Below are 16,932 nucleotides of genomic sequence, written 5' to 3' on the forward strand. Positions count from 1 at the left end.
TTTCTCCTCAGCGGTAGCAGACAGACTTCGCCGCCGCGACGACATCGTCCGAGGTCGCAAGCGCCAGTTTCTCGAGGTTGGCCGCATAGGGCATCGGCACGTCCTTGCCGGTCACGTTGATCACCGGCGCGTCAAGATAGTCGAAGGCACGCTCCATGATCACCGCCGACAGGTGGTTGCCGATTGCGCCCACGGGCCAGCCCTCTTCCACGGTGACGCAGCGGTTGGTCTTCATCACGCTCGCCAGCACCGTGTCGTAATCGATCGGGCGCAGCGTGCGCAGGTCGATCACCTCGGCCGAGATCCCCTCGGCAGCGAGCTTCTCGGCCGCCTCGAGCGTGTGGCTCATGCCGATGCCGAAGCTGACGAGGGTGACATCGGTGCCCTCGCGCCAGATCCGCGCCTTGCCGAAGGGGATGGTGAAGTCCTCGAGGTCCGGCACCTCGAAGCTGCGGCCGTACATGATCTCGTTCTCAAGGAAGACGACCGGGTTCGGATCGCGGATCGCGGTCTTCAGCAGGCCCTTCGCATCGGCCGCCGAATAGGGCATCACCACCTTGAGGCCCGGGATCATCGCATACCAGGCGGCATAGTCCTGGCTGTGCTGGGCGCCGACGCGCGCCGCTGCGCCGTTCGGGCCGCGGAACACGATCGGGCAGCCCATCTGGCCGCCGGACATGTAAAGCGTCTTCGCCGCCGAGTTGATGATGTGGTCGACCGCCTGCATCGCGAAGTTGAAGGTCATGAACTCGACGATCGGGCGCAACCCGCCCATGGCCGCGCCCACGGCGATGCCGGTGAAGCCGTATTCGGTGATCGGCGTGTCGATCACCCGCTTCTCGCCGAACTCGTCCAGCAGCCCCTGGCTGATCTTGTAGGCGCCCTGGTATTCGGCGACTTCCTCACCCATCAGATAGACGTTTTCGTCGGCGCGCATCTCTTCGGCCATCGCCTCGCGCAGCGCCTCGCGCACCGTCATCGTCTTCATCGGCGTGCCTTCGGGCCAGTCGGCCGAGGCCTTCGAGACCGGCGCTGCGGGCGCCTCGGCGGGCGCGGCGGCGGGCGCCGCGACCGGGGCAGGGGCGGCGGCTGCCGGGGCGGCGGCGCTCTGCACCGCGTCGGCCGCGCTTTCGCCGTCCTCGGCCAGCACCGCGATCGGGGTGTTCACCTTCACGCCGGCCGTGCCTTCGGGCACCAGGATCTTCGCGATCGTGCCCTCGTCGACCGCCTCGAATTCCATCGTCGCCTTGTCGGTCTCGATCTCGGCGAGGATCTGGCCGGAAGTGACGGTGTCACCCTCCTTGACCAGCCATTTCGCAAGCGTGCCCTCTTCCATCGTCGGGGAGAGCGCGGGCATCAGGATTTCGGTTGCCATTGTCAGTCTCCCTCAGGCGTAGATATCGGTCCAGAGCTCGCTCAGCGCGGGCTCGGGGCTTTCCTTGGAGAATTCGGCGGCCTCGTTGACCGTCGCCTTGATCTCCTTGTCGATCGCCTTCAGGTCGTCTTCGGTGGCGTGACCGCCCGAGATCAGCAGCTCGCGCACGTGCTCGATCGCGTCGCGCTCCTCGCGGATCTTCTGCACCTCTTCGCGGGTGCGGTATTTCGCCGGGTCCGACATCGAGTGGCCGCGATAGCGATAGGTCATCATCTCGAGGATGTAGGGGCCGTTGCCGGCGCGGCAGTGCGCCACCGCCTTCTCGCCCGCCGCCTTCACCGCCAGCACGTCCATGCCATCGACCTGCTCGCCCGGAATGCCGAAGGCCACGCCGCGGCCGTAAAGCGTCGTCGACTTGGTCGAGCGCTTGACCGAGGTGCCCATGGCATACTGGTTGTTCTCGATCACGAAGACCACCGGCAGGCTCCACAGCTCGGCCATGTTGTAGGTCTCGTAGACCTGGCCCTGGTTCGCCGCGCCATCGCCGAAATAGGCGAAGGTGACGTTGTCATTGCCCTTGTACTTGTCCGAGAAGGCCAGCCCCGCGCCGATCGGCACCTGCGCGCCGACGATGCCATGGCCGCCGTAGAAGTGCTTCTCCTTCGAGAACATGTGCATCGAGCCGCCCTTGCCGCGGCTGTAGCCGCCCTCGCGCCCGGTCAGCTCGGCCATCACGCCCTTCGGGTCCATGCCGCAGGCCAGCATGTGGCCGTGGTCGCGGTACGAGGTGACGCGCTTGTCGCCTTCTTTCGCCGCCGCCTCGAGCCCGACGACGACCGCCTCCTGGCCGATGTAGAGGTGACAGAACCCGCCGATCAGCCCCATGCCATAGAGCTGGCCCGCCTTCTCCTCGAACCGGCGGATCAGCAGCATCTCGTGATAATATTTCAGAAGATCGTCCTTCGAGACATTGGCGCCGTCCACGGCGGCCGTCTCGGGGGTCTTGCGAGTCGCCATCCGGCTTCCTCCCCTGTTCAGAAAGTAGTTCAATGTTAAACCATTTCATACAGCAAGGCGGATGGGGATGCAATCGCACATGCGTCAACCCTGCCCGCAAGCGGGTGCAGGGCGGCCGTCGGGAAGGGGAACTCAGCGGATGACGATTTCGTCGCGGCGCACGGTGCCCAGCACCTCGCGCGCGCGCTCGTCGAGAAGATCGAGGTCGAGATATTCGTCCGACAGTCGGCGCGTCAGGTTCGCCATCCGCTCGGCCTCGTTGCGCAGGGCGTCGCGCTCGGTGGTCAGCTGGTCGATCTCGGCATCGACCTGCACCCGGCGGAAGATGCCGTACGACCCCTGCACCGCGGCAAAGGTGAAATAGAGGCCGAGCACCACGGCAATCGAGAAGAAGATGAAGGGCCCGACGGCGGGGCGTTTGTGAAACATGCTGCTGCCTCTGTCCCCCGGGGTGCCCCGGCGCATCCGCCTCTTGTCGGGCGATCTGTTCATCCTGCCACAGCCGCGGCGGATTGTGAATCCCCGAAAGGCAGGGAAGGCCCTGTTTTTCCTGCACTCACTCGGGTTTCAGGCTGATGAAGACCCGGGTGTCGAAGCGCGCGGTGAAGGCGTGGCAGGCGCCGCCCGGGGTCAGCCTGTCGCCTTGCGCATCGCACAGGGTGGCGCGGATGCGCCCGGTGACCTGACCGCGGCTCGGCTCGGCGGCATCGCGGCTCAGCTGCTCGATTGTCAGGTCGACCGGTCCGCGGCTGCGCAGCTTCGGCCCGTCGAGCGTGGGGCCCAGCAGCCAGTCGACCGTCACCTGCCCGGTGCGGGTGCCACTTGCCGGAACGCCGGGGAAGACCGCGTTGACGAAGATCTCGTCCGAGGCGGGTTTCGGCGTGCCGCCGGGCGATCCGCCCAGCAGGAAATGCACCGCGCCGCCCGGTGTGACCGAATGATCCGCGTCGGGCTCCCAGCTCAGCTGCACCGAGGCGTCGATGGCTCCGATCGAGAAATCGTAGGTGGTGTAGGGATGGGCGGCGCCGTCCAGCGTCACCTCCATCGTGCCCATCTTCCAGGGCCAGCCCTCCGGCGGATCGGGGGTCAGCACCACCGCATCGGGAAGGAAGCCGTCCGGCGCCGCGGGCGGCTGGGGCGCACAGCCGGCGATCAGCGCGGCCAGGACAAGCGGCAGGCAGTGTCGTGTCATCCGAGGGCTCCGAACGAAACGGGCCCCCCGAAGGGAGCCCGGCCGGTGCCACGATAGCACGGATTTTCGTATCGCAAGCCGCGATCAGGCGATCGAGGCCTTGTAGATGCTGTCGATCGCCGCGCCGAGCGCCGCGTCGAATTCCGCGTCCGACTGCTGCGCGCTCAGCCCCTCGGTCAGCGCACGGCTGAACGAGGCGATCATGCCGTCGTTCTGCGCCAGGATCCGGTTCGCCTCGTCGCGCGCATAGCCGCCCGACAGAGCCACGACCTTCAGCACCTTCGGGTGATCGACCAGCGGCTTGTAGAAGTTCGGGATCGTCGGCAGGCTCAGCTTCAGCATCACCGTCTTGCCGTCCTCGAGCCCCTCGAGCTGTTCGAGGATCGCCTCGAGCAGGATCGCCTCGGCATCGGCCTTGTCGGCGATCGAGATCGTCACTTCCGGCTCGATGATCGGCATCAGACCATGCGCGATGACGGTCTTGCCCAGTTCGAACTGCTGCGCCACGACCTCACGGATGCCCTCGACATTGGCGGCCGAGATCACCGAACGTTCCTTGGTGCCGAAGATGCCGGCGGCGGCGGCGCGGTCGAGCAGCGCCTCGAGCCCCGGGATCGGCTTCAGCATCTGGCAGCCCTTGGCCTCGGCCTCGAGCCCCTTGTCGATCTTCAGGAAGGGCACGACGCCGCGCTTTTCCCACAGGAAGGTGGCGGTCGGGATGCCGTCGATCTCGCGGTCCATGGTCTGTTCGAACAGGATCGCGCCGATCACCTTCTCGCCGGTGAAGGCGGGCGACTTGATGATCCGCGAGCGCATCGCGTGGATCATGTCGTACATCTCGGTCTCGTTCGAATAGGCGTCCTCGTTCACGCCATAGAGCTTCAGCGCCTTCGGCGTCGAGCCGCCCGACTGGTCGAGCGCGGCGATGAAACCCTGCCCCTTCTTCATCTGTTCGAGCATTTTCGCGTTCGCCATCATGGTCTCCATGCAAGCTGGTTGCGCCGGTTCCCCGGCCTTGGTCCCCGGATAACCCCTTGTCCCCCTTCGCGCAATTCTGAGAACGCTAACAGGGGCCCAGACAGGGGAAGGGCGGCCCGAAGGCCGCCCCTTGTCATTTCATCAGTGCCGCAACACCGGGCAGTTCCTTGCCTTCCATCCATTCGAGGAAGGCCCCGCCCGCGGTCGAGATATAGCTGAAATCGGCCGCGACGCCGGCCTTGTTCAGCGCCGCGACGGTATCGCCGCCGCCCGCAACCGAGACCAGCGCGCCGGCCTTCGTCAGTTCGGCCGCCTTCTTGGCCGCCGCATTCGTCGCGGTGTCGAAGGGCGCGATCTCGAAGGCGCCGAGCGGGCCGTTCCAGATCAGCGTCTTCGAGGCCTCGAAGACCTTGCAGATCTCCTCGACCGCCTTCGGGCCGGCATCGAGGATCATCGCATCGGCGGGGCAGGCATCGGCCGCCACCACGTCGTTCTCGGCGCCCGCCTTGAACTCGCGCGCCACGACGACGTCTGAGGGCAGCACCACGCGGCAGCCGGCATCGGCGGCCTTGGCGAGAATCGCCTTCGCGGTCTCGGCCATGTCATGCTCGGCCAGCGACTTGCCCACGTCGATGCCCTGCGCGACGAGGAAGGTGTTCGCCATGCCGCCGCCGATCACCAGATATTCGACCTTGCTCACCAGATTGCCGAGCAGGTCGAGCTTGGTCGAGACCTTGGCGCCGCCGACGACCGCCGTCACCGGCCGCACCGGATTGCCAAGCGCCGCCTCGAGCGCCTTCAGCTCGGCCTCCATCAGCCGGCCCGCGGCCGAGGGCAGGATATGCGCCACGCCCTCGGTCGAGCTGTGCGCGCGGTGCGCGGCCGAGAAGGCGTCGTTCACATAGACCTCGCCAAGCGCCGCCATCGCCGCGCTGAGTTCGGGGTCGTTCTTTTCCTCGCCGGCATGGAAGCGGGTGTTCTCGAGCAGCACCACTTCGCCCGGCTGCATCGCCGCCACCGCCTTCTTCGCCGGACCGCCGATGCAGTCCTCGGCGAAGATCACATGCACGCCAAGCGCCTTCTCGAGCGTCGGCACGAGCGGTTTCAGGCTCATCTCCGGCACGACCTGACCCTTCGGGCGGCCGAAATGGGCCAGAAGCACCGGCTTGCCGCCCTTGGCGAGGATGTCCTTCACCGTGGGCACGATCTTCTCGATCCGGGTTGCGTCGGTCACCACGCCGTTCTCGACCGGCACGTTGATGTCGACGCGCACCAGCACGACCTTGCCCGCAAGGTCGATCTCGTCGAGGGTTTTCCAGGCCATTTCACTCTCCTCATTGCGCGACCGGCGAAGGACCATCCGCCGATGCTGCTCACGCAAACTTGCCCCGCCGTGACGGGGCCGTCAACGGCCTCTGGCGCTTTGCTCTTTTCTTGGGCGGGGCTCCTGCGTAAGGTCGCGCCAAACATTCGAGGAGGACCAGCGATGGCCGAGATCAAAGACCCCGAAAACACCATCATCATGACGCTCAAGGATGGCGATGTCGTGATCGAGCTGATGCCCGAGATCGCGCCGAAGCACGCCGAGCGGATGAAGCAGCTTGCCCGCGACGGCGCCTATGACAACGTGGCCTTCCACCGCGTCATCGAGGGCTTCATGGCGCAGACCGGCGATGTCGAGAACGCCAACATGGAAAAGGACTACAACCCCCGCCGCGCCGGCACGGGTGGCTCGCAGTACCCCGACCTGCCCGCCGAATTCTCGCGCATCCCGCATGACCGCGGCACGCTCGGCGCGGCGCGCTCGATGAACCCGAACTCGGCCAACTCGCAGTTCTTCATCAACTTCTCCGACAACCACTTCCTGAACGGCCAGTACACCGTCTATGGCCGGGTGATCTCGGGGATGGAATTCGTCGACAAGATCATGCGTGGCGAGCCGCCGGCGAACCCCGACCGGATGATCAAGGTGAAGGTCGCCGCCGATGCTGACGCGTAAGCTCTTCCTGGCCGGGGCGTTCTGCCTCGGCGCCACCGTGGCGCTCGCTCAGGACGGCACCACCGTTCCTGACGGCCCGGGCCCGAATCTGGTGCTCGAGATCGGTGGCTCGGTCAGCGGCAAGGTGGTGATCGACCTGCTGCCCGACGTTGCGCCCAAGCATGTCGAGCGGATCGTCAAGCTCGCGAACGAGCACGCCTATGACGACGTGGTCTTCCACCGGGTGATCGACGGCTTCATGGCGCAGACCGGCGACGTGCAGTTCGGCAAGCGTGGCGCGGACACCTCGATGGCGGGGATGGGCGGCTCGAAATACCCGGATCTTCCGGCGGAATTCTCGAACCGCTCCTTCAGCCGCGGCATGGTCGGCATGGCGCGCTCGGCGAACCCGGATTCGGCCAACTCGCAGTTCTTCGTGATGTTCGCCCCGGCGCCGCATCTGGATGGCCAGTACACCATCGTCGGTCATGTCGTCTCCGGCATGGAGGTGATCGACCGGCTGAAAAAGGGCAATCCGGCGCAGAACGGGCTCGTCGAGGACCCGGACTACATCGTCTCGGCGACGATCGAGTGAGGCCGGGCGGGGGCGCTGCCCCCGCACCCCCGAGGTATTTGTGGCAAGATGAAAGAGAAAGGGCGCTCCGATCGGGGCGCCCTTGGTTTTTCCGGGTCGAGAGAGGCCGGGGGTCCGGGGGCGGCGCCCCCGGGCTGTCCTCAGCCCAGCGTGACGAGGGCGTGGCGCTTCTTGCCCGCGCTCAGCTTCACCGGCTCGGCGAGGTCGGCGGCGTGGAACATCCGCCCCGCATCGACGCAGGTCTCGTCGTTGACCTTCAGCCCGCCTTCGGAAATCAGCCGCTTGCCGTCCTTGCCGGTCTTCGCGAGCCCGGTGCGCAGCACGAGCTGGGCAAGGCTGATGCCGTCGGCAACCTCGGTGGCGCTCAGCGCCAGCGTCGGCAGGTCCTCGCCCACGCCGCCCTTCTCGAAGACCTCGCGCGCGGTGGCCTCGGCCGCGGCGGCCGCCTCGGCGCCATGGAGCAGCGTCGTCACCTCGTTCGCGAGGATGATCTTCGCGCCGTTGATCTCGGCCCCGCCGAGGCCGCCGAGCCGCTCGCATTCCTCGACCGGCAGGTCGGTATAGAGCTTGAGGAAGCGCCCGACATCGGCATCGGTGGTGTTGCGCCAGAACTGCCAGAACTCGTAAGGCGACAGCATCTGGTCATTCAGCCAGATCGCGCCGCCCTGCGACTTGCCCATCTTGCGCCCGTCCGAGGTGGTCAGCAGCGGCGTGGTCAGGCCGAAGATCTCGCGGTCGAGCACCCGGCGCGTCAGGTCGATGCCGTTGACGATGTTGCCCCACTGGTCCGAGCCGCCCATCTGCAGCAGACAGCCATAGCGGCGGTTCAGCTCGAGGAAGTCATAGGCCTGCAGGATCATGTAGTTGAATTCGAGGAAGCTGAGCGACTGCTCGCGGTCGAGCCGCGACTTCACCGATTCGAACGACAGCATCCGGTTCACCGAGAAGTGCCGGCCGATGTCGCGCAGGAAATCGAGGTAGTTCAGGCTGTCGAGCCACTCGGCGTTGTTGCGCATCATCGCGCCGTTCGCCTCGTCGCGGTAATCGAGGAAGCGCGCGAAGACGCGCTGCATGCCTGCGATGTTCTCGTCGATCTTCTCGGGCGTCAGCAGCGGCCGCTCTTCCGAGCGGAAGGAGGGGTCGCCCACCTTGGTGGTGCCGCCGCCCATCAGCGTGATCGGCTTGTTGCCGGTCTTCTGGAACCAGCGCAGCAGCATGATGTTGAGCAGATGGCCCACGTGCAGCGACGCCGCGGTGGCGTCATAGCCGATATAGGCGGTGACCATCCCCTTCGTCAGTGCCGCGTCGAGTTCCTGGATGTCGGTGCAATCCGCCAGGAAGCCGCGCTCGATGATGATGCGGAGGAAGTCCGATCGGGGATGGTAGGTCATCGTGCTTGTCCCTATTCTACACGTCCTGCCGTATATCCGGCAGGCAGCCAAAGGGGAAGCCATGTTGAAGCCGGGGCCGGTCTGGGCGGCGGGAACGATGTCGGGAACCTCGCTCGACGGGGTCGATGCGGCGATGGTGCTGACCGACGGCACACGCATTCTCGATTTCGGCCGCACCGATTATCGCCCCTATTCCGAGGCCGAGCAGGAGGTGCTGCGCGCGGCCCTTGGCCTGTGGCCGGGCGCGCCGGAGGTCGAGGCCGCGGCCGAGGTCGTCGAGACCGCCCATGCCGAGCTCTTGGCGGGCATGGTCGACGCCCGGGTGATCGGCTTTCACGGCCAGACGCTCGCGCATGACCCGCAGGGGATCGGCGGGGTGCGGCGCACGCATCAGGCGGGCTCGGGGCGGGTGCTGGCCGAGGTGCTGGGCCGGCCGGTGGTGTGGGATTTCCGCTCGACCGACGTCGAGCTGGGCGGGCAGGGCGCGCCGCTTGCGCCCTTCTTCCATTTCGCCGCGGCGCAATGGGCGGGGCTGTCGGCGCCGGTGGCCTTCCTGAACCTCGGCGGGGTCGGCAATGTCACCTGGCTCGACCCGCGCGCGGCGGGGCCCGAGGCGGCGGGCGCGATCCTCGCCTTCGACACCGGCCCGGCGAATGCGCCGATCAACGATCTGGTCCATGCCCGTCTGGGCGGACTGCGCGACGAGGGGGGCGCGCTCGCGCTTGCGGGGACCGCCGACCCGGACCTGGTCGAGCGCTTCCTTGCCCATCCGTTCTTCCTGCGCATTCCGCCGAAGTCTCTGGATCGCAACGAATTTCCGGATCTTCTGAAATCGGTGGAAGGGCTTTCCGACGCGGATGCCGCGGCGACCCTCACCGCTGCGGCTGCGGCCTCGGTTGTTCGCGGGTTCGAGCATTTCCCCGAACCGCCGGCGGCGCTTTACGTCTCGGGGGGCGGGCGGATGAACACGGCGCTGATGGTCGAGCTGGCGCGGCGGCTGAATTGCCCCGTCGCCCCGGTCGAGGATCTCGGCCTCGATGGCGACATGCTCGAGGCGCAGGCCTTTGCCTATCTCGCGGTGCGGGTGGCGCGCGGTCTGCCGACATCGGGGCCGAGCACCACGGGCGTCGCGGCGCTGGTGGGCGGCGGCCAGTTCAGCGCGCCGAGCTGAGCGCAGGCTTGACGGAGCCGGCCCGGGGCGTTACGCGGGCTGAGCCGAAAAATGTCAGGCCGGTTGGTTATCCCGGCCCCTGCAGCCCGAGGGCTGTGGGTGTTTGTCGAAGTCTCGATCCCGCGGCACCTTTTTCTCGGGCCTTGCCCACAGTCGAGACATCACATGCAAAAAACCGATCCCAAGCGCGAGAAGCGCACCATCCTGCTTGCGCAGCTGTTCATCTCCGGGATGATGGCCTTTCTGATGACCTTCATCTTCAGCGTGCTGGCGCAGGGTCTGCCGGAAGGCTGGCCGGGGCTGTGGATGCACCATTTCGCCATGGCCTGGCCCGTGGCCTTTGTCCTGTCGCTCGGCGTCGGGCCGCTGGCCTTTCGTCTGGCCTTCGCGCTGATGCGGCGATTTTCCGATCCGGTCTGATCTGGCGCGTCGTGCGACGGTGTTTTCCGGCACCGCGTTCGGCGCGCCGACCTGAGCGTCAGCGGCCGAATCCCCGTCTCGGAGCGCTGTCGTCGCGCGATTATTCGGCGACCTCGAGCAGGAAACCGGCGAAGCTCGGCTGGAACGGGCGGCTGATCGCGGACAGGTGCGCGCGAAGCTCGAATTCGGCGTAGTAGCGGCCGGTGCCTTCGGCCGGGCGCACCTCGAGCCGGTCGCCCCGGGTGCACCGCCACGCCGCGCCGTCGGCCTGCAGCAGCGAAAAGGCCCGGAACTGCGGGCGCTCGTAATTGCCCTCGGGCGTCGTCGAGATCCGGATCCAGCGACCGCCGGTCTGGCCATTGGCAAGGGTCAGACGCAGCCCCGTCTGCAGTCCGGGCGGGCAGAGCGCGAAGAAGCCGAGGATATGGCCGTCTTGCGACAGGGTGAAGCTGGCGCTCGGAACCTCGGCCAGGGTCAGGTCGAGGATCGTGTTGCGGAACGGCACGCCGTCCTGCGGCGTGACCAGACGCGGCACGGTCGCCCCGGTGTAGCGCGGTGTGACCTCGGCGGGGACGCAGGCGCGTCCGATGGCGTCGATGACCCCTTCGGCGATGAAGCGCATCAGCCGGGGCTCGAGGACGTAATGCGCGGCATCCTTGAACAGCTTCACCGGAAAGCGCGACGCCCGGTTCGCCGCGCACCAGCGGGGCGAGACATCGAAGCTGGGCACGCCGTAATGCGCGAAGAGCTGCAGCAGCGCATCGTAATACGCCGGCCGTGCAGGAAGCGCCTCGATCTGCCGGGGGGTGAAGACGGCCGCGGCGAAGTTTATCCCGCGCCGGGAGCACAGACGCAGCAGATGTTCGAGGAAGCGAAGCAGGTCCTCGGTCCGGTGGCCGCGCTGGTTATGGTTGATCTCGTTCAGCGCATATTCCCAGACGATGGTGTCGCCGGGCTGGAGATCGCTGCGCGTCATCACCCGGAACAGCCCCGTCATCGAATGCGTGGCGCCGATCGAGATGTTGGTGATCTGCTCGGATGGCAAAAGACGGGTGAGTGAGGTCACCCACCCGTCCTTCATCAGGGAGTTCGAGCCACCGACAATGAAAATCGTCACCGGCCCGCGCCCCTTACTTCAGGATCGAACGGCCGGCGAACTCGGCGGTCTCGCCCAGCATTTCCTCGATGCGGATCAGCTGGTTGTATTTCGCGAGCCGGTCCGAACGCGCCAGCGAGCCGGTCTTGATCTGGCCGCAGTTGGTGGCGACGGCGAGGTCGGCGATGGTCGCGTCCTCGGTCTCGCCCGAGCGGTGCGACATCACGTTGGTGTAGCCCGCGCGATGCGCCATGTCGACGGCGGCGAGGGTCTCGGTGAGCGAACCGATCTGGTTCACCTTGACCAGCATCGAGTTCGCGACGCCGGCCTTGATGCCGCGGGCGAGACGCTCGGGGTTGGTCACGAAGAGGTCGTCGCCGACCAGCTGGATCTTGCCGCCGAGCGTGTCGGTCAGCAGCTTCCAGCCTTCCCAGTCGTCCTCGGCGCAGCCGTCCTCGATCGAGATGATCGGGTAGTTCGCGCACAGATCGGCCAGATAGGCGACGTTCTCCTCGGCGGTGAGGACCTTGCCCTCGCCCTTCATGTTGTACTTGCCGTCGGCGTAATACTCGGTCGAGGCGCAGTCCATCGCCAGATAGATGTCTTCGCCCGGCTTGTAGCCCGCCTTCTCGATCGACTTCAGGATGATGTCGAGCGCCGCGGTGGTCGAGCTGAGGTTCGGCGCAAAGCCGCCCTCGTCACCGAGCCCGGTCGAGAGACCCGCGGCGGTGAGTTCCTTCTTCAGCGTATGGAACACTTCCGAGCCCATGCGCACCGCGTCGCGGATGTTGCCCGCGCTCACCGGCATGATCATGAATTCCTGGATGTCGATCGGGTTGTCGGCATGCTCGCCGCCGTTGATGATGTTCATCATCGGCACCGGCAGGATGCGCGCCGAGGTGCCGCCGACATAGCGATAGAGCGGCTGCATGGTGAAATCGGCCGCGGCCTTGGCGCAGGCGAGCGAGACGCCGAGGATGGCGTTCGCGCCGAGCCGGCCCTTGTTCGGCGTGCCGTCGAGCTCGATCATCATGTTGTCGATGGCGACCTGTTCCGTCACGTCCTCGCCGACGAGGTTCTCGGCGATCTCGCCGTTCACCGCCATCACGGCTTCCAGAACGCCCTTGCCCATGTAGCGCGCCTTGTCGCCGTCGCGGCGTTCGACCGCCTCATGCGCGCCGGTCGAGGCGCCCGAGGGAACCGCGGCGCGGCCCATCGTGCCGTCTTCGAGGATCACGTCGACCTCGACGGTCGGGTTGCCGCGGCTGTCGAGAATCTCGCGCGCGTGGATGTCGATGATCGTGCTCATGTCGGTGCCCTCACTGGGTGGCTGAAGTCGGCTTCTCTATAGCCCGCGCCGGCGCATCCGAAAAGCGCCGAGTGGGTGAATTCGGCGTCACCGCGGCATGTTAGCGACGAAAGCGGCGTTTGCACGCCGGCGCGCTGCCTCGCGCCAGATCGTGTAAAGCCCCGAGGCCACGATCACCGCGCCGCCGATCAGGGTGGCCGGGCCCGGCGGTTCGCGGAACACCGCCCAGCCGATCGCCACGGCAAAGATCAGCCGGGTGTAGCGGAAGGGGGTGATGAAGGACATCTCGCCGATCCGCACCGAGGCGATCAGCATGTAATAGGCCGCGGCGCCGAACAGGGCCGCGCCGCACAGCATCGCCCATTGCAATGCCTGCATCGGGACCAGGTGATCGCCCAGAAACCACAGCATGATCGGCCCCGCGGGCACGATCGCGGCAAAGCCCCAGGTGGCGAGCTGCAGCGAGGTGACGCCGCGCCCGATGCGCCGGGTGATGAGATCGCGCGCCGAGATCCAGATCACCGACATCACCGAGAGCAGCGACAGCACGGAAAAGCCCGTGGTGCCGGGCTGGATCACGATCATCACGCCGGCGAAGCCCGCCCCGATCGCCAGCCAGCGCCGCCAGCCGACCGTCTCCTTCAGGAACAGCGCCGCGCCGAGCGTGACCACGAGCGGCGCCGCCTGCTGGATCGCCGAGGCCTGGGCGAGGGGGGTGAAGGCGATGGCGCTGACATAGAACATTGTCGCCACGAACTCGGCAAAGCTGCGCCAGATCACCGGGCCGGTGAACAGGCGGCGGGTGAACGGGTTCTCGCGCCGCGCGAGCGCCGCCGCGGCGAAAATCGCCGCGCCAAGCGCGCCCAGCAGCATGATCATCTGGCCGACCGGCAGCTCCGCCGTCAGCCGTTTCATGAACATGTCCTCGAGCGCGAAGCCAAGCATTGCGCCCACCATCAGCAGGCTGCCGCGAAGATTTTCCATTGAAGGTCTTGCCCCTGGCGGAGCCGTCCGCCTGTTGCCCCTGTGCCGCAAGCGCCGCCGGCCGTCCAGCGCGCGATTGTGTGGCGCACAATCGCGCCGCCCCTGTCAGACCTGCAGCCCCTCGACATCGGCCCAGATCGGCAGGTGATCCGAGGCGCGCCGCGCCAGCGGGCTGTCGAACACCCCCATCCGCAGCACCCGCAGCCCCGGCGTCGTCACCAGCCGGTCGAGCCGGCCGAGCGGCGCGCGCGAGGGGTAGGTGGCGCCCGGCGCATGGATGTCGAGCCCGGTCAGCGCCTCGAAGCCGCGCGTCGACGACCATTCGTTGAAATCGCCGATGGCGAGCGCGGGGGCGGGCCCGCCGCGGCCAAGCTCGCGCGCGATGCGGGCCCATTGCGCGCGCCGGTCGGTGCGGCGCAGGCCCAGATGCGCGGCGACCAGCACGAAGGGATCGGCGCCGCTGCGCGCGAGTGTCAGGCGCAGCGCGCCGCGCGGTTCGAGCCCCGGCAGCGCGATCCCCTCGGCCTCGAGGATCCGCGTGCCGCGCCGTACCAGCACCGTCTGACCATGCCAGCCAAGGCTTTCCGGCCCGGTGCGCGGCAGATCGGCAGGGCGGAAATCGGTCTCGGCCTCGATCAGCTTCGCGGGCAGCGCCGCGGGCCGCTCGCCGAGCCGAAGGTCCACCTCCTGCAGCGCGATGACATCGGCCGAGAGCGCGTTGATCACGCTCAGCACCCGCTCCGGGTCGCGCTGCCCGTCGGTGCCGACGCATTTGTGCGTGTTGTACGAGGCGATGCGCAGGCTCATGCGAAATCTTTGTCTGGCAATGGGTTGATCGGTGACGTTCAGGTGCCGCAGAAGGTCCGGTGCACGATCTCGTGGGGCCGCGGCGCGGCCTCGAGATCGGCAAGCGCCGGATCGGCGGCGAAAGGATCGGCGAGTGCCGCCGACAGCCGCGTGAAGGGCGCAAGTTCGCCCTCGACCGCCGCAGCGATCGCCTCCTCGACGCGGTGATTGCGCGGAATGCGCACCGGGTTCGCCGCGGCCATCACCGCCTGCGGATCCGCCTCGCGCGCCAGCCGCGCCTGCCAGTCGGGCGCCCAGGTGTCGAAGGCCAGGGGCTCGGCGAATTCGGCGCGCGCGGTGCCGGTGACGAGGCCGCGGAAGCTGCGGGTGAAATCGGCGCGCTCGCTCGCCATCCGGCAGAGCAGCGACTCGATCAGCGGCTGATCCTCGGGCGTTGCGGCGGCCAGACCGATCTTGCGGCCGAAGCGCGCCAGCCACTCGGTCTGATAGAGCGGCACGAACTCGTTCACCGCCGCGGTCGCGGCCTCGATCGCCGCGTCGCGGTCGCCCATCAGCGGCAGCAGGCAGGTGGCGAGTTGCGCGAGGTTCCACACCGCGATCTGCGGCTGGTTGGCATAGGCATAGCGGCCATACTGGTCGATCGAGGAGAACACCGTCGAGGGGTGATAGGCGTCCATGAAGGCGCAGGGGCCATAGTCGATGGTCTCGCCCGAAACCGCCATGTTGTCGGTGTTCATCACGCCGTGGATGAAGCCAAGCGCCATCCAGGCGGCGATCAGCCGCGCCTGCGCCGCGACGACCGCGCGCAGCAACTCAAGCGGCCCCTGTGCCTCGGGATAATGCCGCGCGATGACCTGATCGGCGAGCAGCGAAAGCGCCTCGGTGTCGCCGCGCGCGGCGAAATACTGGAAGGTGCCGACGCGGATATGGCTCGCGGCCACGCGGGTCAGCACCGCGCCCGGCCGCCCCATCGCATCGCGTACCACGACCTCGCCGGTCGCCACCGCGGCGAGCGCCCGCGTCGTCGGCACGCCGAAGGCCGCCATCGCCTCGCTCACCAGATATTCGCGCAGCACCGGGCCGAGCCAGGCCCGCCCGTCGCCGCGCCGCGAGAAGGGCGTCTGCCCGGCGCCCTTCAGCTGCAGATCAAAGCGCGCCCCGTCCGGCGCCACGATCTCGCCCAGAAGCACCGCGCGGCCATCGCCAAGAGTCGGCACCCAGCCCCCGAACTGATGCCCGGCATAGGCCTGGGCGAGCGGCGCGGCCCCCGCGGGCACGGCATTGCCCGAAAGCATCGCGACGCCCTCGGGCGTGGCCAGCGCATCGGGGTCAAGCCCAAGCCGCAGGGCGAGATCGCGGTTCAGTGCCAGCAACGCCGGGGCTCGCACCGGTGCGGGATCGAGCCGCGCGAAGAACCGCTCGGGCAGGCGGGCATAGGAATTGTCGAAGGGCAGGGTCATCGTCATCCCTCTGATCTGCGCCGCCGCCCGCCCGGGTCAAGCCCCGCGCGCGCGGAGTTGAAGGCGACGGCCGCCTTTCGCTGGCAAAAGACGCCCGCCGGAGGCGCCGCGCTCACAGCCGCGCCAGCCTCTCGGTGAGCAGCGCATAGAACCCCTCGGCATTCGCCCGGCCGACGAAATAGGCGTTCGGTTCGCGATCGGTCACCCGCCACCAGTCGGCAACCGTCATCCCCATCGTCAGCTCGGACACGGTCTCGATCTCGACATTGATGTGGCGCCCCTCGAACAGGTCCGGTTGCAGCAGATAGGCGATGACGCAGGGGTCATGCAAAGGCGCGCCCTCAGAGCCGTATTTCTCCATGTCGAAACGCTCGAAGAAATCGGTCCAGCTTGCCACGGCATGGCCCACCGGCGTGCCAAGGCCGCGAAACGCCTCGATCCGGGCGCGGTTGGTCAGCACCTGATGCGTGGCGTCAAGCGGAAGAACCACCAGAGGAACGCCGGAATGAAACACGATTTCCGCGGCTTGCGGGTCGACGTGAATGTTGAACTCGGCGGCGGGGGTGGTGTTGCCCACCTCGAAATAGGCGCCGCCCATCAGCACGATCTCGGCGATCTTTGGGGCGATGTCGGGCGCCTTTTGCAGCGCCGTCGCGATGTTCGTCAGCGGCCCGAGCGGGCATAGCGTGACCGTGCCCGCGGGTTCGCGCCGCAGCGTCTCGATCAGGAAATCGACGGCATGGCCCGGCTGCAGCGCCATCGCGGGCTCGGGCAGTGCGATGCCGTCGAGCCCGGTCTTGCCATGCACATATTCGGCAGTGACGAGCGGACGCACCAGCGGCCGGTCGCAGCCCGCAAACACCTTGATGTCGGCGCGCCCCGCCAGCTCGCACACCACCCGCGCGTTCTTCGAGGTCAGCGGCAAGGGCACATTGCCCGCGACGCAGGTGATGCCCAGCACCTCGAGCTCGGGGCTCGCCAGCGCCAGCAGGATGGCAACGGCGTCGTCCTGGCCGGGGTCGGTGTCGATGATGATCTTGCGGGTCATGGCGGTCTCCTTCGGCGGGCAGAGTGTCGCAGGGCGCGGCCGAAGTCCATCGTCCGCCGCCCCGCCCGGGCCCAATCTTCGCCACATTCAATGGTTAACGATGAGTCACAC

General features: G+C 67.5%; 17 protein-coding genes. 4 read left to right on the forward strand and 13 right to left on the reverse strand.

The features are described from left to right. Positions 1-7 precede the first annotated feature (7 nt). From DYS74_RS13260 to DYS74_RS13285, 6 genes are all read right to left on the reverse strand, one after another. Complete coding sequence (locus DYS74_RS13260; protein WP_121534168.1) at positions 8-1,375, reverse strand: pyruvate dehydrogenase complex E1 component subunit beta; 1,368 nt, start codon at positions 1,373-1,375, stop codon at positions 8-10. Positions 1,376-1,387: 12 nt separating this feature from the next. Next, entirely contained in the window at positions 1,388-2,392 is a 1,005-nt protein-coding gene (pdhA, locus tag DYS74_RS13265; RefSeq protein ID WP_121534169.1) for a pyruvate dehydrogenase (acetyl-transferring) E1 component subunit alpha, read from the reverse strand. 132 nt (positions 2,393-2,524) lie between these two features. After that, positions 2,525-2,821: an FtsB family cell division protein gene (locus DYS74_RS13270; RefSeq protein ID WP_121534170.1), complete on the reverse strand. Its 297-nt coding sequence runs from the start codon at positions 2,819-2,821 to the stop codon at positions 2,525-2,527. Positions 2,822-2,948: 127 nt separating this feature from the next. Beyond that, positions 2,949-3,584, reverse strand: a complete 636-nt coding sequence (locus DYS74_RS13275; protein ID WP_121534171.1) for a hypothetical protein — start codon at positions 3,582-3,584, stop codon at positions 2,949-2,951. 84 nt (positions 3,585-3,668) lie between these two features. Beyond that, on the reverse strand, positions 3,669-4,559 hold the full coding sequence (locus DYS74_RS13280; RefSeq protein ID WP_121534236.1) for a fructose bisphosphate aldolase: 891 nt from the start codon (positions 4,557-4,559) through the stop codon (positions 3,669-3,671). A gap of 136 nt (positions 4,560-4,695) precedes the next feature. Beyond that, positions 4,696-5,886 (reverse strand): phosphoglycerate kinase, encoded by a 1,191-nt coding sequence (locus DYS74_RS13285; protein WP_121534172.1) that lies wholly within the window; start codon positions 5,884-5,886, stop codon positions 4,696-4,698. Positions 5,887-6,048: 162 nt separating this feature from the next. Between DYS74_RS13285 and DYS74_RS13290 the strand changes: the two genes are divergently transcribed. Both DYS74_RS13290 and DYS74_RS13295 read left to right on the forward strand, forming a co-directional pair. Further along, positions 6,049-6,561 (forward strand): peptidylprolyl isomerase, encoded by a 513-nt coding sequence (locus DYS74_RS13290; RefSeq protein ID WP_121534173.1) that lies wholly within the window; start codon positions 6,049-6,051, stop codon positions 6,559-6,561. Then, complete coding sequence (locus DYS74_RS13295) at positions 6,548-7,135, forward strand: peptidylprolyl isomerase (protein ID WP_121534174.1); 588 nt, start codon at positions 6,548-6,550, stop codon at positions 7,133-7,135. Before DYS74_RS13290 ends, DYS74_RS13295 begins: the two co-directional genes overlap by 14 nt. Before the next feature lie 140 nt (positions 7,136-7,275). Here the strand turns inward: DYS74_RS13295 and tyrS are convergent, their stop codons facing one another. After that, positions 7,276-8,526: a tyrosine--tRNA ligase gene (gene tyrS / locus DYS74_RS13300; protein WP_121534175.1), complete on the reverse strand. Its 1,251-nt coding sequence runs from the start codon at positions 8,524-8,526 to the stop codon at positions 7,276-7,278. A gap of 61 nt (positions 8,527-8,587) precedes the next feature. On the opposite strand from tyrS, the gene DYS74_RS13305 reads away from it, so the two are divergent. Both DYS74_RS13305 and DYS74_RS13310 read left to right on the forward strand, forming a co-directional pair. Next, complete coding sequence (locus DYS74_RS13305; protein ID WP_121534176.1) at positions 8,588-9,697, forward strand: anhydro-N-acetylmuramic acid kinase; 1,110 nt, start codon at positions 8,588-8,590, stop codon at positions 9,695-9,697. A 165-nt stretch (positions 9,698-9,862) separates the two neighbouring features. Continuing rightward, complete coding sequence (locus DYS74_RS13310) at positions 9,863-10,117, forward strand: DUF2798 domain-containing protein (RefSeq protein WP_121534177.1); 255 nt, start codon at positions 9,863-9,865, stop codon at positions 10,115-10,117. Between the two features lie 100 nt (positions 10,118-10,217). Here the strand turns inward: DYS74_RS13310 and DYS74_RS13315 are convergent, their stop codons facing one another. The 6 genes from DYS74_RS13315 to DYS74_RS13340 form a co-directional block, all read right to left on the reverse strand. Next, positions 10,218-11,234, reverse strand: a complete 1,017-nt coding sequence (locus tag DYS74_RS13315) for a hypothetical protein (protein WP_147435509.1) — start codon at positions 11,232-11,234, stop codon at positions 10,218-10,220. A gap of 13 nt (positions 11,235-11,247) precedes the next feature. Continuing rightward, on the reverse strand, positions 11,248-12,522 hold the full coding sequence (gene eno / locus DYS74_RS13320) for a phosphopyruvate hydratase (protein ID WP_121534179.1): 1,275 nt from the start codon (positions 12,520-12,522) through the stop codon (positions 11,248-11,250). Between the two features lie 87 nt (positions 12,523-12,609). Next, on the reverse strand, positions 12,610-13,506 hold the full coding sequence (locus DYS74_RS13325; protein ID WP_121534180.1) for a DMT family transporter: 897 nt from the start codon (positions 13,504-13,506) through the stop codon (positions 12,610-12,612). Positions 13,507-13,611: 105 nt separating this feature from the next. Then, on the reverse strand, positions 13,612-14,313 hold the full coding sequence (locus tag DYS74_RS13330) for an endonuclease/exonuclease/phosphatase family protein (protein ID WP_121534181.1): 702 nt from the start codon (positions 14,311-14,313) through the stop codon (positions 13,612-13,614). 38 nt (positions 14,314-14,351) lie between these two features. Continuing rightward, positions 14,352-15,779, reverse strand: a complete 1,428-nt coding sequence (locus DYS74_RS13335; protein WP_121534182.1) for a protein adenylyltransferase SelO — start codon at positions 15,777-15,779, stop codon at positions 14,352-14,354. A 106-nt stretch (positions 15,780-15,885) separates the two neighbouring features. Next, positions 15,886-16,821, reverse strand: coding sequence for a nucleoside hydrolase (locus DYS74_RS13340; protein ID WP_121534183.1), 936 nt, complete (start codon positions 16,819-16,821; stop codon positions 15,886-15,888). Positions 16,822-16,932 lie beyond the last annotated feature (111 nt).

Source organism: Paenirhodobacter hankyongi, assembly GCF_003664585.1.
Classification (GTDB): domain Bacteria; phylum Pseudomonadota; class Alphaproteobacteria; order Rhodobacterales; family Rhodobacteraceae; genus Rhodobacter; species Rhodobacter hankyongi.

Coding starts and splice junctions, on each gene's coding strand:
- DYS74_RS13280 (WP_121534236.1), bottom strand. CDS start 4,559: ATGGCGAACGCGAAAATGCTCGAACAGATGAAGAAGGGGCAGGGTTTC.
- tyrS (WP_121534175.1), bottom strand. CDS start 8,526: ATGACCTACCATCCCCGATCGGACTTCCTCCGCATCATCATCGAGCGC.
- DYS74_RS13325 (WP_121534180.1), bottom strand. CDS start 13,506: ATGGAAAATCTTCGCGGCAGCCTGCTGATGGTGGGCGCAATGCTTGGC.
- DYS74_RS13340 (WP_121534183.1), bottom strand. CDS start 16,821: ATGACCCGCAAGATCATCATCGACACCGACCCCGGCCAGGACGACGCC.
- DYS74_RS13305 (WP_121534176.1), top strand. CDS start 8,588: ATGTTGAAGCCGGGGCCGGTCTGGGCGGCGGGAACGATGTCGGGAACC.
- eno (WP_121534179.1), bottom strand. CDS start 12,522: ATGAGCACGATCATCGACATCCACGCGCGCGAGATTCTCGACAGCCGC.
- DYS74_RS13270 (WP_121534170.1), bottom strand. CDS start 2,821: ATGTTTCACAAACGCCCCGCCGTCGGGCCCTTCATCTTCTTCTCGATT.
- DYS74_RS13260 (WP_121534168.1), bottom strand. CDS start 1,375: ATGGCAACCGAAATCCTGATGCCCGCGCTCTCCCCGACGATGGAAGAG.
- DYS74_RS13290 (WP_121534173.1), top strand. CDS start 6,049: ATGGCCGAGATCAAAGACCCCGAAAACACCATCATCATGACGCTCAAG.
- DYS74_RS13285 (WP_121534172.1), bottom strand. CDS start 5,886: ATGGCCTGGAAAACCCTCGACGAGATCGACCTTGCGGGCAAGGTCGTG.
- DYS74_RS13275 (WP_121534171.1), bottom strand. CDS start 3,584: ATGACACGACACTGCCTGCCGCTTGTCCTGGCCGCGCTGATCGCCGGC.
- pdhA (WP_121534169.1), bottom strand. CDS start 2,392: ATGGCGACTCGCAAGACCCCCGAGACGGCCGCCGTGGACGGCGCCAAT.
- DYS74_RS13335 (WP_121534182.1), bottom strand. CDS start 15,779: ATGACGATGACCCTGCCCTTCGACAATTCCTATGCCCGCCTGCCCGAG.
- DYS74_RS13310 (WP_121534177.1), top strand. CDS start 9,863: ATGCAAAAAACCGATCCCAAGCGCGAGAAGCGCACCATCCTGCTTGCG.
- DYS74_RS13330 (WP_121534181.1), bottom strand. CDS start 14,313: ATGAGCCTGCGCATCGCCTCGTACAACACGCACAAATGCGTCGGCACC.
- DYS74_RS13295 (WP_121534174.1), top strand. CDS start 6,548: ATGCTGACGCGTAAGCTCTTCCTGGCCGGGGCGTTCTGCCTCGGCGCC.